Origin of the sequence: Caballeronia sp. LZ062 (assembly GCF_031450785.1) — a bacterium.
Classification (GTDB): domain Bacteria; phylum Pseudomonadota; class Gammaproteobacteria; order Burkholderiales; family Burkholderiaceae; genus Caballeronia.
The window spans coordinates 1,988,638-2,002,956 of the sequence record NZ_JARTWB010000002.1; the positions used below are offsets into that span (position 1 = coordinate 1,988,638).

Consider the following 14,319-nt stretch of genomic DNA (forward strand, 5'->3'; position numbering starts at 1 on the left):
GCGGGCGATGCCGCATTATCCTCCGCTACCGACACTAAAAGAAAACGCGCCGCGTCAGGCCGACGCGCTCTGCACACGCGGCATCTTCACTGCCGGATGTTCCGCCAAATAAGCCTGCACTGCGTTGCGCGCGAACGCCTGCCCTTGTGCGTCGAACATATGGCAGTGGTCCGGCTCCGTGCCGAGCTTCAGCTTCGCGCCGCGCGCGTGCTTCTCCAGCGGCGGAATGCGCGAGATGAGGCCGTCCGGCGCGACGGACGTTTCTGCATAGAGATAAGCCGCATCGCCGAGCGTTTCGACGGTCATCGTCGAGGCGGACACGCCGTAGTCGCTCGTGGCGGGCATCGGCTGCAAGTGCTCCGGACGAATGCCGACCGTCACCGCATCGCCCGCCTTCGCGTTGCCCGGCAGCACGCCAACCAATTGCGTCTCGCCGGTCTCGTACTTCACGAGCACGCCGTTGCCCTGAACCTGCGCAACCGTGCCGGACAGGAAGTTCATCTTCGGCGAGCCGATGAAACCCGCGACGAACTTGTTCGCCGGCGCGTGATACAGCGTGTTTGGCGTGCCGACCTGCTCGACGTTGCCCGCCGACAGCACGACGATCTTGTCCGCGAGCGTCATCGCTTCGACCTGATCGTGCGTCACGTAGATCATCGTGGTCTTCAAGTCGTCGTGCAGGCGCGCGAATTCCAGGCGCATCTTCACGCGCAGCGCGGCGTCGAGGTTCGAGAGCGGCTCGTCGAAGAGAAAGACTTTCGGCTTGCGCGTGATCGCGCGGCCGATCGCCACGCGCTGACGCTGACCGCCCGACAGTTGCTTCGGCTTGCGGTCGAGCAGATGGTCGATATGCAGAATCTTCGCGGCCTGCTTCACGGCTGCGTCGATGGCGGGCTTCTTCTCGCCAGCGAGCTTGAGGCCGAAGGCCATGTTGTCGTACAGCGTCATGTGCGGATAGAGCGCATACGACTGGAACACCATCGCGATGCCGCGCTTGGCGGGCGGCAGGTCGTTCACGCGCGCGCCGTCGATCATCAGATCGCCGCCGCTGATGTCTTCGAGTCCCGCGATCATGCGCATGAGCGTGGACTTGCCGCAGCCCGACGGCCCCACGAACACGACGAATTCGCCGTCTTCGATATCGAGGTTGACGCTGCGCATCACCTCCGTGTCTTCATAACGCTTGTTGATGTTGCGTAACGTCAGGCTAGCCATGATGTGTCTCCTGTCGGCCTTGCTTTCACCGAGTCATGTGCGGCGCACGTGTCCGTGCGCGCGCTAGTTCGTCTCGAACGACGCGTGTTGCAGCCAGTGATCGACGAGCGCGGGCAGGCGCGCCATGTCGTCGAACACGATGCCCGCGCCCGCGCGCCTGAGCGCTTCAACCTGGCCTTCCGTCGCATGTCCGCCGCCGATGAATCCGAGCACCGGCATGCCCGCTGCCCGCGCTGCCGTGACGCCCGTCACGCTGTCTTCGACCACGATGCACATCGACGGATCGACGTTCATCGCGCGCGCCGCCGCCAGATAGACGTCCGGCGCGGGCTTTGGATTGGCGACCATGTCCGCGCAGAAGCGCCGGTCGCCGAAGAAGCGCACGAGGCCCGTGCGTTGCAGCACGGTATCGACATACGACGAAAAACTGTTGCTCGCGCAGGCTTTCGTGAGGGGCACGGCCGCGAGTGCATCTGCGATGCCCGCGACCGGCGGCGCCTGCACCGCCGCCGCCTCGACCGAACGCCGGATCGCGACGACCTGCTCCGGCGTGAGCGTGCGGTTGACGCTGTCGGCGGCGCTCGCGAGCACGGCTTCGATGCGCAGGCCGAGCAGCGGCAGCACCACCGGCTCGACATCGACGCCCGGCCACAGCGCCTCCAGTTCGGTGACGAGCATCCGCGCCGCCACGGCTTCGCTGTCGATGAGCACGCCGTCGCAATCGCAGATCATCAGGCGGTCGTGTGTGGTTGTCGGATTCACGCGCCCGCCCTCACTTGACCGCGCCGAAGGTGAGCCCGCGCACGAGCTGCTTCTGCGAGAGCCAGCCGACGATCAGTATCGGCGCGACCGCGAGCAGCGAAGCCGCCGAGAGCTTCGCCCAGAAGAGCCCTTCCGGACTCGAATACGACGCGATGAACACGGTGAGCGGCGCGGCATTCGAACTCGACAGGTTGATGCTCCAGAACGCCTCGTTCCACGAAAGGATCACGAGCAGGAGCGCCGTCGATGCGAGGCCCGGCAGCGCCATCGGCATCAGCAGATAGACGATCTCCTGCCATGTCGTCGCGCCGTCGATGCGGCCGGCTTCGAGAATGTCCTTCGGCACTTCGTTGAAGTACGTGTAGGCCATCCACACGGCAATCGGCAGATTGATGAGCGTGTAGACGATGATGAGTCCGCTCACCGTATCCAGCAGCCCGGAGTTCTTCCACAAGAGATAAATGGGCACGAGCACGCCGACCGACGGCATCATCTTCGTGGAAAGCATCCACAGAAGCAGCTTCTGCGTCTTGCGCGTGGGGAAGAAAGCCATCGCGTAGGCGCACGGCACCGCGAGCAACAGGCAGACCACCGTCACGCCGAGCGAGATCAGCACCGAATTCCACGCGAAACCGAAGTAGTTGCTGCGCGCGAAGACTTCGCGAAAGCTGTCGAGCGTCGGCGAAAAGATGAGCGACGACGAATACGCCTGCTGCTCGGTCTTGAACGCGGTGATCGTCATCCAGAAGATCGGGAAGAACAGCAGGATGGAGACGAGCCACGCGACGACGCCGGGCACGATGCGCTTCACGTGATCCAGCACGGGCACCGAAGTCGTGGAGGTAACGGGATGCGTGCTCATGACTCGTACTCCCCTTTGAGGTTCTTCGCGAGCATTCTCACGAGGAAGAACGCGACGATATTGGCGAGAATCACCGCGAGAATGCCGCCCGCCGAGGCGAGGCCGACATCGAACTGTTGCAGGCCGAGCGCGTAGATCAGGTACGACAGGTTGGTCGTTGCGGTGCCGGGGCCGCCGCCCGTGGTCGTGTAGATTTCCGCGAAAATCGAGAGCAAGAAAATGGTTTCCATCATTACGACGACCGCGATCGCGCGCTTCAAGTGCGGCAGCGTGATGAAGAAGAACATCGCGAACGGACCCGCGCCGTCGATGCGCGCCGCTTCCTTCTGCTCCTGATCGAGCGACTGAATGGCGGTGAACAGAATGAGGAACGCGAACGGCAACCACTGCCACGCCACGATCACGATCACGGCGAAGAGCGGATACTCGGCGAACCAGTCGATAGGCTGCATGCCGAGCGATCGCATCAGCGAGGCGACGAGGCCGTACACCGGATGCAGAATCATGTTCTTCCAGATCAGCGCGGAGACGGTCGGCATCACGAAGAACGGCGCGATCACGAGCAGCCGCGCGATGCCCTGTCCGATGAACTTGCGGTCGAAGAGCACCGCGAGCAGCACGCCTCCGATCACCGTGATCGCCAGCACCGACGCGATCAGCGTCAGCGTATGCCCGATGGACGGCCCGAACGCGGGATCGGTGACGAGAAACTGGAAGTTGTCGAGCCCCGCGAAGCCTTTGACATCGGGATTCAGCAGGTTGTAGCGCGAGAACGAGTACCAGATGGTCATCGCAAGCGGAATGGCCATCCACAGGAACAGCAGCCCGGACGACGGCGTAATCAGCCAGCGGACCGACTTCGCGCGCTTCTTGTCGCGCTCGGCGGCGGACACGTCGAAGTGATCGGCGATGGGGGGATTCAGTTGGCGCATGATCGTGTCACCTCTCGATGATGCCGGCGGGCCGATCGGGGTCGAACGGCCCGCTTGTTGCTGCTTGTTTGCCGCTTACTTCTGATAGCCGGCCTGTTTCACCGCGCGATCGGCGGTGGCGTTGGCGGCCTTCAGCGCGTTGTCGACGCTCGTCTGTCCGGCGACGACGCCCGCGATGGACTGCCCGACCACCGTGCCGAACGACTGGAACTCCGGAATGCCGACGAACTGGATGCCGCTATACGGCACCTTCTTCTGCGTCGCGTCGTTCGGATTCGCGGACTCGATCGCCTGCAACACGAAGTCGCCGAACGGCGCGGCCTGCTTGTACTCGGGGCGAGCGTAAGTGGACTTGCGCGTGCCCGGCGGCACCGAGGCCCAGCCTTCGTCCTTGCCGACCATCTCGATGTATTCCTTCGACGTGGCCCACGCGGCGAACTTCTTCGCGGCGTCCTGCTGCTTCGACGTCTTCGGAATCGCGAGCGACCACGACCAGAGCCAGTGCGAGCCCTTCGGCGTGACTTGCGTCGGCGCGGCCGCGAAGCCGATCTTGTCGGCCACTTGCGACTGCTGCTTGTTGTAGAGCATGCCCGCGGCAACCGTCGCGTCGATCCACATCGCGCACTTGCCCGAGGACATCAGCGTGAGGTTTTCGTTGAAGCCGTTCGAGCTCGCTCCCGGCGGGCCGTCGTTCTTCAGCAGGTCCGCATAGAAGGACACGGCCTTGTGCCATTCCGGCGTGTCGAGTTGCGCCTTCCACTGCTCGTCGAACCAGCGGCCGCCGAACGTGTTCACGACCGTCGAGACGTACGCCATGTTCTCGCCCCAGCCCGCCTTGCCGCGCAGACAGATGCCGTACTGCCCTTTCGACTTGTCGGTGAGCTTGTCGGCGAACTGCTTGATCTGGTCGTAGGTCGGCTGATCCGGCATCTTCAGGCCCGCGGCCTGGAACAGATCCTTGCGGTAATACGTCATCGAGCTTTCGACGTAGAACGGCAGCGCGTAGAGCTGGCCGTTGTACGAGAGACCGTCGCGAGCCGTCTTCACGACATCGTCGAGATCGTAGTTCGAAGGCAGATTCGACATCGGCGACAGCCAGCCGCGCTTGCCCCACTGCGGCGCTTCGTACGTTCCGATGGTCAGCACGTCGAACTGGCCGCTATTGGTCGTGATGTCGGTGGTCGCGCGCTGGCGCAGCACGTTCTCTTCGAGAATCACCCACTTCAGCTGAATGTCGGGATTCGCCTTCTCGAACGCCGGCGAGAGCTTCTTCAGCTCGATCATGTCCGGATTGTTGAGCGTGGCGATGGTGATGGTCGTCGCGGCGTGCGCGGCGAGCGGCGCGAGCGCGGCGGCGGCAAGCGCGGCCGAAACCGCCGCGATGGAACGCCGCGTGCGCGGCTGGGGCTGGACGGTGCGTTGGGTGCGTTTCATTGGTTCGTCTCCTTTTTCGTTTGCACGGTGCAGCGGATCGTCCATGCGTGGCGCACGTGCCGTCTGTGCCGCTGCCTGCTTCTGCTGCGCTGGGAACCGCGTGGTTGCTCGTTTTCTAAGACTGGCCCGCGTATGCTTCGCCGCGACGCCGTTTCACTATAGACGGTGCGCCTCATGCTGCAAGGCGCGCGCGCCCGCTCAACTCATCCAGTTGCCGCCATCGACGTTGATCGTCTGCGCGGTGATGTAATCCGAATCCGCCGATGCGAGAAACAGCGCCGCGCCGGTCAGGTCGTCCGGCACGCCCATGCGGCCGAGCGGCACTTCCTCGCCGACGATGCGCTTCTTTTCGCCGAGCGGCCGGTCTTCGTAACGCGCGAAGAGCGCATCGACCTCTTCCCACATCGGCGTATCGACGACGCCCGGCGCGATGCCGTTCACGTTGATGCGCGATTTCGCGAGCGCGAGCGCCGCCGACTGCGTATAGCTGATGACCGCCGCTTTCGTCGCGCAATAGTGCGAGACGAGCGCCTCGCCGCGCCGCCCGGCCTGCGACGACATGTTGATGATCTTGCCGCCGCGCCCCTGCTCGACCATGCGCCGCGCGACTGCCTGCATCAGAAAGAACATGCCCTTGACGTTCACCGCGAAGAGGCGGTCGTAAACGTCCCAGGATTCGTCGAGGATCGGGCGCATGTCGAAGAGCGCCGCGTTGTTGAAGAGAATGTCGATGCCGCCGAAGCGCTCCACGGCGCTCGCCACGATGCGCTCGATGTCTTCGCGGCGCGTGACGTCGGCTTTCAGTGCGAGCACGCGGTCGGCGGCGTTATCGAAACGCTGCGTCATGACCTGCGCGTCTTTCACGTCGACGACGACGAGCTTTGCGCCTTCGTCCAGATAGCGCCGCGCGACCGCCTCGCCGATTCCGCTCGCGGCGCCCGTGATGACCGCGACCTTGTCTTTCAGTCTCACCGATGTCTCCGATTCTGTGCCCGACCGGCGCGCCGAAGTGAGCGAACGCTCGACGGCCGATCAATTGCTCTATGTTTGATCGAATGATCGGTGTTGCGGCGGCGCGTGTCAAGGCGTGGTTGTGCGGTTTCGATGCTGCATTGCGCAACGCACGCCCCGCTTGGTGCGATGCAAAACTCAGTGATACGTTATATCATCGCGATTCGCTCGCACAGCGCCGCCATCGCGCGGCCACGATGACATGACCGCATCCGTTGAAACCATGCTCGCCCGCGCGGAAGCGTTAGCCGACGAGCGCGGCCTCGCGCTCACACCGCTGCGCCGCCACGTGTACGAACTCGTGCTGAAGGCGCACAAGCCCATCGGCGCGTACGACCTCATCGACGCGCTTGAGCCGCAGCGCGGCGCGCGCGTGCCGCCGACCACCGTTTATCGCGCGCTCGACTTTCTCGTCGAGAACGGGCTCGTGCATCGCATCGAGTCGAAGAACGCGTTCGTCGCGTGCTGCGACGCCGGCCGCCCGCACGAAAGCCAGTTCCTGATCTGCGACGAATGCGGCGCGACGCTCGAAATTCAGGGGCGCGAACTGGCGTCGTCGCTGTCCGCGAGCCCGCCCGCGCACGGCTTCCAGTTGCGGCATCAGGTCGTGGAACTGAGCGGCCTGTGCAGCGACTGCCAGCACAAGCATCGCGCGAACGATCACGCCCACACGCAAGGAGCCCGATGAAACTCGCGCACATTCTGAGTTGCATCGCGGCCGTGTTCAGCATCGGCCAGAGCGTGACGGCGCACGCGGCGGGCGTGCCGGTCGTCGCGGCAGAGAACTTCTATGGCGACGTCGTGCGCCAGCTCGGCGGCGATCACGTCGAGGTCACGAGCATTCTCAACAATCCCGACGAAGATCCGCATCTCTTCGAAGCGAGTCCCAAGACGGCGCGCGCGCTTCAGCACGCCGCGCTCGTCGTCTATAACGGCGCGGACTACGATCCGTGGATGGACAAGCTGCTCGCGGCATCGAAGGCGAGCGGCAAGCGCACGGTGATCGTCGCGGCGCAGCTGACCGGCAAGAAGTCCGGCGACAATCCGCATCTCTGGTATGACCCGCCGACGATGCCTGCCGTCGCGAAAGCGGTGAGCGCGTATCTGGCGAGCGCGGACCCGGCGCACAAGAGCGACTACGACGCGCGTCTCGCCGCGTTTTTGGCATCGCTCAAGCCCATCGACGCGCGCATCGCGCAGTTGAAGTCGCGCTATCGCGGCGTGCCCGTGACCGCGACGGAGCCGGTGTTCGGCTATACGGCGGACGCCATCGGCTTCGACATGCGCAACCAGCGGTTCCAGACCGCGCAGATGAACGAGACGGAGCCGAGCCCCGCCGATATCGCCGCGTTCGAGAAAGACTTGCGCGAACGGCGCGTGCACGTGCTCATCTACAACAGCCAGGCGACCGGCGCGCTCACGCGGCGACTGCTGGGCATCGCGAAAGACGGGCATGTGCCGAGCATCAGCGTGACGGAGACACTGCCGGCCGGCAAGACGTATCAGCAATGGATGCAGACGCAGCTCGACGCGCTCGCGGGCGCGCTGCAAGGATGGCAGCAATGATCCGCGAGTCGAAGGCCGCGCTCGAAGTCGATCATGTGACGCTAGAACTCGGCGGCCGCGCGATTCTGAACGATGCGAGCTTCGCCGTTCAGACCGGCGAATTCATCGGCGTGCTCGGGCCGAACGGCGCGGGCAAGACCACGCTGATGCGCGCGCTGCTCGGCCTCGTGCCCGTTGCGTCCGGCGCGATTCGCGTAAACGGCGAGGCGGTCGTGCGCGGCAATGCGTCCATCGGCTACATGCCGCAGATTCGGGCGGGGCTCGCGAATCGCCGCGTGCTCGGGCGCGACTTTGTCGCAATGGCCGCGGACGGGCATCGCTGGGGCCTGCCGCATCGCGACGCGCGCACGCGCGCCGACGTCGAGCGCGTGCTCGATCTCGTCGGCGCGCGGCAACTCGCGGCGCGGCCGCTGTCGGAGCTATCGGGCGGCGAGCGTCAGCGTCTCCTGCTCGCGCAGTGTCTGCTCGGCAACCCGCGTCTGTTGCTGCTGGACGAGCCGCTCATCAGCCTCGATCCGCGTCACCAGACGGGCGTCGTGGAACTCGTGCGACGCGTGCAGCGCGAACTCAACATCACCGTGCTGTTTTCCGCGCACGAACTGAATCCGCTTTTGAACTCGCTTGACCGCGTGCTGTATCTCGGCAACGGGCGCGCGGCGCTCGGCACGGTCGATGAAGTCATCACGAACCCCGTGCTTTCGCGTCTCTACGGCTCGACCATCGACGTCATGCGCGTGAACGGCCGCATCTTCGTGATGTCGGGCGACGTGGAAATCGACAAGCTCGATCACGCGCACGAAAACGGCAACGGGCATCAGCACGAGCACGAGCACCCGCACGACCACGCTCATACGCACGGCCACGGCAAGAAGGGAACGCACACGCACGATGTTTGAATACGACTTCATGGTGAACGCCTTTGCGGCGTCGGGCATCGTCGCGGTGCTGGCGGGAATCGTCGGGTATTTTCTGGTGATGCGCGGGCAGACGTTCGCGGGGCACGCGCTGTCGCACGTGGGCTTCACCGGCGCGACGGGGGCCGTGCTGTTCGGCGTGTCACCCATCTGGGGCATGGTCGGCTTCACGCTCGCGGCGGGCGTCGGCATGGGCGCGCTCGGGGAGCGGCTGTCGGGCCGCGACGTGGCCATCGGCGTGATTCTTTCGCTGTCGCTCGGCTTCGGCCTGCTGTTTCTGCACTTCTTCACCGCCTACGCGACGCAGGCGACCGCGCTGCTGTTCGGCAACGTGCTCGGCGTCAGTCACGAAACACTCGTGGTGCTCGCCGGGCTGGCGGCCGTGAGCCTCGTTGCGCTGGGCGTCATCATGCGGCCGCTGCTCTTCGCTTCGTTGCAGCCGGAACTGGCCGAAGCGAAAGGCGTCTCGCTGCGCCTCGTCTCCGTGCTGTTTCTCGCAATCACCGCGCTCGCGGTGGCGGCGTGCACGCAGATCGTCGGCGTGCTGCTGGTCTTCGCGTTGATGGTCGGGCCGGCAGCGGCCGCGCAGAACGTGACCACGCGCCTGTCGACGGGCCTGCTGCTCGCCGCGCTCTTTGCATTGGGACAGGCGTGGGCCGGCCTCACGCTCGCCTATTACACCGACTGGCCGACGAGCTTCTGGATCACGATGCTCGCCGCCGTGGTCTATGCGGCGAGCCTGCTTTCGCGGCGCGGAAGCTGACCGACCGCTGCCGCTAGCCCGCCGCGCTCAACGGCAGAGCACCCGCGCATGATGCGCGATGTGCTCGCCGATGAACGTCGAGATGAAGAAGTATCCGTGGTCATACCCTTCGTGACGACGCACCGTGACGCCATGCCCGGCCTCGCGCGCGTTGCGCTCGAAGATATCGGGATGCAACTGCTCGGCGAGAAACTGATCGGCCAGCCCTTGATCGATCAGAATGCCGCCTTCGAAGCGTGACGCTGCATCGCCTTTGACGAGTTCGCTCGCGTCGTACTGCTTCCACGCCTCGCGGTCATCGCCGAGATAGCCGGTGAACGCCTTCACGCCCCACGGACATTGCGAAGGCGCGGCAATCGGCGCGAACGCCGACACGCTGCGGTACACATCCGGATTGCGCAGCGCGAGCACGAGCGCGCCGTGCCCGCCCATCGAATGCCCGAAGATGCCGAGCCGGTCCTCGCGCACCGGCAAGTCGGCAACCACCGCTTCGCGCAGATCCTGCGTCACGTACGAATACATGCGATACCGCTCGCGCCACGGCTCGCGCGTCGCATCGACATAAAAGCCCGCGCCGGAGCCGAAATCCCACGCGTCGTTTTCGCCGGGAATATCGGCGCCGCGCGGCGAGGTATCCGGCGCGATCAGCGCAATCCCATGCTCGGCCGCGTACCGCTGCGCGCCAGCCTTGATCGGAAACGTCTCTTCGGTGCACGTGAGACCGGCGAGATAGAAGAGCGCCGGCACTTTCGACGCCGACGCAGCCGCGGGCAGGAACACCGAAAAGCGCATCGGCAGGCCGATGAACCGCGACTCGTGCCGATAGATGCGCTGCACGCCATCGAAACAACGGTGTTCCTCGACGAGTTCGAGCATGGCGTCCTCCTCGCTCAATAAATGACGACGGAGCGGATCGACTCGCCCTTCTTCATCAGGTCGAAGCCGTCGTTGATCTGATCGAGCTTCAGATGGTGCGTGATCAGATCGTCGATATTGATCTTGCCTTCCATGTACCAGTCGACGATCTTCGGCACGTCCGTGCGGCCGCGCGCGCCGCCGAACGCGGAGCCCTTCCATTCGCGGCCCGTGACGAGCTGGAACGGCCGCGTGCTGATCTCTTCGCCCGCCGCCGCCACGCCGATGATGAACGACTGACCCCAGCCCTTGTGCGTGCATTCGAGCGCCTGACGCATCAGCTTCACGTTGCCGACGCACTCGAACGAATAGTCCGCGCCGCCATCGGTCAACTGCACGATGTGATCGACCACGTTTTCCACTTCGTTCGGGTTGATGAAGTGCGTCATGCCGAACTTCTTCGCCAGCTCGACGCGGCCCGGATTGATATCGACGCCGATGATCTTGTCCGCGCCGACCATCTTGGCGCCCTGAATCACGTTCAGCCCGATGCCGCCGAGCCCGAACACGACCACGTTCGCGCCCGCTTCGACCTTCGCCGAATACACGACCGCGCCCACGCCCGTCGTCACGCCGCAGCCGATGTAGCAGATCTTGTCGAACGGCGCGTCCTCGCGCACCTTCGCCACCGCGATCTCCGGCACCACGATGTAGTTCGAGAACGTGGACGTGCCCATGTAGTGAAAGAGCGGCTTGCCGTCGAGCGAGAAGCGCGAAGTCGCATCGGGCATCAGGCCCTTGCCTTGCGTCGCGCGAATCTTTTGGCAGAGATTGGTCTTGCGCGAGAGGCAGAACTTGCACTCGCGGCATTCCGGCGTGTAGAGCGGAATCACGTGGTCGCCCTTCCTGAGCGTGCCGACGCCCGGTCCAACGTCCACGATTACGCCCGCGCCTTCGTGGCCGAGAATGGCCGGGAAGATGCCTTCCGGGTCCGCGCCCGAGAGCGTGTAGTAATCGGTGTGGCAAATGCCCGTCGCCTTCACTTCGATCAGCACTTCCCCGGCGCGCGGCCCTTCGAGATCGACTTCCTCGATGGTGAGCGGCTGACCTGCTTTCCATGCGATTGCGGCTTTTGTCTTCATGATTCTGTTCCTCGTTTCTATGCTAATGATTGTTTCAGCGCACGACGTTCAGGACTTCGTAACATGCGCCCATCGTGTGATAGTCGGTCTTGCCCGCAGGGCTTTTCTCGTCGCTGTACTGGCGGTTGTCGCGCGTCAGAATGCGATACCACGCGCCGTATTGATGATCGACGAAATGCGCCCAGCTATAGGCCCACAAGCGGTCGTAGTCGCTCCAGTAGCGCGCGGCGGCGGCTTCGTCGCCATCGAGATTCGCGCGCTCGGCGAGCAGCGCCGCCGCCGCGAGCGATTCCGCCTGCACCCAGAAATACTTGTCTTCGTCGTAGAACTTGCCGTCCGGATCGAAGCCGTAGACCATACCGCCGTGCTCGTGGTCCCATGACAGTTCGAGCGCGCGGTCGAAGAGTTCGCGCGCACGCTGTGCATGCCACGCTTCTGGCCGATGCCGGTCGAGAATCAGCAGCAGCTTCGCCCATTCCGTCTGATGCCCCGGCTGAAATCCCCATGGACGAAAGATGTTGCTGCGGTCGCCCTTGTTGTAGTCCCAGTCGATCGACCAGTCCGGCTTGTAGTGCTCCCACACGAGACCGCGCGCGAGCGCCGCCTGACGGTTCACCATGTTGTCGGCCAGAAGCGCCGCGCGATCCAGATAGCGCGTCTCGCCGGTCGCTTCGAACGCGGCGAGAAACGCCTCGCACGCGTGCATGTTCGCGTTCTGCCCGCGATAGTCCGACACCTGCCAGTCCGCGCTCGCTTCGTCCTTGTAGAGGCCGTGCGGCGCGTCCCAGAAGTGCGTCTCCATCAACTGCCACGTTTCGTCGAGATAGGCGCGCGCCTCGTCGAAGCCCGCTTCCACCGCCTTCGCATACGCAAGCACCACGAACGCGAGACCGTAGCAATGGTTCGTCGCATCCGTCACTTCGCGGCCGTTGAGCGTCCACGCATAACCGCCCGTCTGCGGATTGCGATGAACCTCGCGCAAATAGTCGATGCCGTGCCGCACGCCGCCGCGATATTCGTCGAGGCCGTAGTGCTTGTATGCCATCGCGTAGTTGAAGACGAAGCGCGTGCTCGACACGAGATGACGCGACTTGCGGTCGTAGATCGTGCCGTTGTTCTTGTAGAAGTGATAGAAGCCGCCCGCGGGGTCCATGCAGTGCGGGTGATAGAAGATCATCGTGCGCAGCGCGTGATCCAGCAAAAACTGACGCGAGCGGAAGTCGGGTTGCGTGGTGACGGATGCGGACATAGCGGATGTCGTTAGTGTTGTGATGAGCCGGACGGCGCGGCGCTTGCCTGAAGCCCGATGTGAATCGCACGTCAGTTTAAGGGCTTGCGCGCAAGACGTCAGAACCAGTCTTCGACGCGCTCGTACAGAGCGATGAAACGCGCGTGCCTTTCGTCGAGCGCGGCGTCGCCTTGCGAACTGGCCACGCGTGTGCTCGCGGGAACGAGCGACGCCAGGTCACCGGCGCGCCAATGCCCCGCCGCCATGCCGCCGATGATCGCCGCGCCGCGCGCCGCCGCGTTCGGGCAATCGCAGGCGTGCAGTTCGACATGCAGCGCATCGGCGAGCAACTGACGCCACCGCGCGTCGATGGAGCCGCCGCCCGCAAGCCGCATCGACGACAACGGCGTGCCGCTCGTACGGATCGCGTCGAGTCCCGCCCGCAATGCGAATGCCACGCCTTCGAACGCCGCGCGCATCATCGAGCCGCGTGTGTCGTTGAGGCCGAGGCCGAGCCAGCCGCCTCGTGCGGCCGGGTTCATCCACGGTGAACGCTCGCCGCTCAGGTACGGCAGGAAGCTCACGGACGCGCTCGCATCCGATGCGAACGCGTCGTCGTAGGCAGGGGGCCACGAGGCATAGCCAAGCCAGCCGCGCACGGTCTCCAGCGCGACGCCCACGTTCTGCATGGCCGCCATGCGATACCAGCGCGCGCCGGCACTCGCCGCGCCGCGATAGGTATGCAAACCGCGCACGGGCGACGGCGCTTCGTCGCACATGACGACGATCTGCCCGCCGCTGCCCGTGGTGAGCAGCGCGTCGCCATCGGCGATCAGGCCGCTGCCGAGCGCGGCGCACGGCGTATCGCCCGCGCCGACGGCCAGCGGAATGCCCGCGCGCAAGCCGAGCGCCGAAGCGGCCTCGGCGGACAACGCGCCCGCCTGCGCATCCGATGCCGCAAGCGGCGCGAACCACTCGCGCGACAAGCCGAGTCTGCCGATGAGCGCCGCGTCCCATTCGCCCGACGGGGCAGCGAGCGCAGTCGCGCACGCGTCCGACGGGTCGGTCACGAACGCGCCGCCGAGCTTCGCGCGCAGCCAGTCCTTTGGCTGCAAGGCCCAGCGCATGTCGGCGGCGAGCGCGGGTTCGTGCGTCGCGAGCCAGCGCAAGAGCGGTCCCGCCATGCCCGGCGCGACCGGATTCGGCTGCGGCTCGGGCCACGCGTCGAGCAGCGCGCGGGCGCGCGTGTCCGGCCAGAGCATCGCGGGGCGCAACGCGCGGCCATCGGCGGCGGTCGGCACGACGCCGTGCATCTGCCCGGAAAAGCCGATTGCGCTCACGGCATCGCGTTCGTGCGCAGGCAAGCGTGACGCGGCATCGACGACAGCGGCATACCACGCTTCGGCGGATGTCTCGGCCCAGCCCGGCTGCGCGCTCGTCACCGCATACGCCGCGCTCGACGCTGCGACTTCGCGCGCGTGGTCGTCGACGATTGCCAGTTTCACTGAACCCGTGCCGAGATCGATGCCGAGAAAACGCATGGATGAGCCGCCCGAAAAGACGTTAGGGAAAACGCGGAAAGCGTGGAATAACGCGGGTTAACCCCGCCGCTGCGCACGATAGACGAAAAACGGA

The 14,319-nt window shown here is 65.1% G+C and carries 14 protein-coding genes; 4 read left to right on the forward strand and 10 right to left on the reverse strand.

The annotated features are described in order from the left end of the window. Window positions 1-54: 54 nt before the first annotated feature. The 6 genes from P9239_RS15340 to P9239_RS15365 form a co-directional block, all read right to left on the reverse strand. The gene (locus P9239_RS15340; RefSeq protein ID WP_309752312.1) at window positions 55-1,215 is read right to left on the reverse strand and encodes a sn-glycerol-3-phosphate ABC transporter ATP-binding protein UgpC; all 1,161 of its coding nucleotides are present in this window, start codon (window positions 1,213-1,215) and stop codon (window positions 55-57) included. Between the two features lie 63 nt (window positions 1,216-1,278). Further along, window positions 1,279-1,947: an HAD-IA family hydrolase gene (locus tag P9239_RS15345; RefSeq protein ID WP_309754081.1), complete on the reverse strand. Its 669-nt coding sequence runs from the start codon at window positions 1,945-1,947 to the stop codon at window positions 1,279-1,281. A gap of 40 nt (window positions 1,948-1,987) precedes the next feature. Then, window positions 1,988-2,839, reverse strand: a complete 852-nt coding sequence (locus P9239_RS15350; protein ID WP_309752314.1) for a carbohydrate ABC transporter permease — start codon at window positions 2,837-2,839, stop codon at window positions 1,988-1,990. Next, window positions 2,836-3,771, reverse strand: coding sequence for a sugar ABC transporter permease (locus tag P9239_RS15355; protein WP_309752318.1), 936 nt, complete (start codon window positions 3,769-3,771; stop codon window positions 2,836-2,838). Before P9239_RS15355 ends, P9239_RS15350 begins: the two co-directional genes overlap by 4 nt. A gap of 75 nt (window positions 3,772-3,846) precedes the next feature. Continuing rightward, on the reverse strand, window positions 3,847-5,205 hold the full coding sequence (locus tag P9239_RS15360; RefSeq protein ID WP_309752320.1) for a sugar ABC transporter substrate-binding protein: 1,359 nt from the start codon (window positions 5,203-5,205) through the stop codon (window positions 3,847-3,849). Between the two features lie 198 nt (window positions 5,206-5,403). Continuing rightward, window positions 5,404-6,177 (reverse strand): L-iditol 2-dehydrogenase, encoded by a 774-nt coding sequence (locus tag P9239_RS15365; protein ID WP_309752322.1) that lies wholly within the window; start codon window positions 6,175-6,177, stop codon window positions 5,404-5,406. 241 nt (window positions 6,178-6,418) lie between these two features. Between P9239_RS15365 and P9239_RS15370 the strand changes: the two genes are divergently transcribed. From P9239_RS15370 to P9239_RS15385, 4 genes are read left to right on the forward strand one after another with little or no spacing between them, the layout of a single operon-like run. After that, complete coding sequence (locus P9239_RS15370) at window positions 6,419-6,904, forward strand: Fur family transcriptional regulator (protein WP_309752324.1); 486 nt, start codon at window positions 6,419-6,421, stop codon at window positions 6,902-6,904. Then, window positions 6,901-7,782: a metal ABC transporter solute-binding protein gene (locus P9239_RS15375; protein ID WP_309752325.1), complete on the forward strand. Its 882-nt coding sequence runs from the start codon at window positions 6,901-6,903 to the stop codon at window positions 7,780-7,782. Before P9239_RS15370 ends, P9239_RS15375 begins: the two co-directional genes overlap by 4 nt. Continuing rightward, window positions 7,779-8,678: an ATP-binding cassette domain-containing protein gene (locus P9239_RS15380; RefSeq protein ID WP_404980003.1), complete on the forward strand. Its 900-nt coding sequence runs from the start codon at window positions 7,779-7,781 to the stop codon at window positions 8,676-8,678. Before P9239_RS15375 ends, P9239_RS15380 begins: the two co-directional genes overlap by 4 nt. Continuing rightward, the gene (locus tag P9239_RS15385) at window positions 8,671-9,459 is read left to right on the forward strand and encodes a metal ABC transporter permease (RefSeq protein WP_309752329.1); all 789 of its coding nucleotides are present in this window, start codon (window positions 8,671-8,673) and stop codon (window positions 9,457-9,459) included. The genes P9239_RS15380 and P9239_RS15385 overlap by 8 nt, the downstream gene beginning before the upstream one ends. Before the next feature lie 27 nt (window positions 9,460-9,486). Here P9239_RS15385 and fghA read toward each other — a convergent pair whose 3' ends face one another. The 4 genes from fghA to P9239_RS15405 all read right to left on the reverse strand — a co-directional run bounded on the left by fghA (window position 9,487) and on the right by P9239_RS15405 (window position 14,225). Further along, a complete protein-coding gene (fghA, locus tag P9239_RS15390) occupies window positions 9,487-10,335 on the reverse strand; it encodes an S-formylglutathione hydrolase (RefSeq protein WP_309752331.1) in 849 nt (282 codons plus the stop codon). A 14-nt stretch (window positions 10,336-10,349) separates the two neighbouring features. Continuing rightward, window positions 10,350-11,456 carry an S-(hydroxymethyl)glutathione dehydrogenase/class III alcohol dehydrogenase gene (locus P9239_RS15395; protein ID WP_309752333.1) on the reverse strand — a complete coding sequence of 369 codons (1,107 nt, stop codon included), beginning with the start codon at window positions 11,454-11,456 and terminating at the stop codon, window positions 10,350-10,352. A gap of 34 nt (window positions 11,457-11,490) precedes the next feature. Further along, a complete protein-coding gene (locus P9239_RS15400; protein ID WP_309752334.1) occupies window positions 11,491-12,705 on the reverse strand; it encodes an AGE family epimerase/isomerase in 1,215 nt (404 codons plus the stop codon). 98 nt (window positions 12,706-12,803) lie between these two features. Then, the gene (locus P9239_RS15405) at window positions 12,804-14,225 is read right to left on the reverse strand and encodes an FGGY family carbohydrate kinase (RefSeq protein WP_309752336.1); all 1,422 of its coding nucleotides are present in this window, start codon (window positions 14,223-14,225) and stop codon (window positions 12,804-12,806) included. Between the last annotated feature and the right edge of the window lie 94 nt (window positions 14,226-14,319).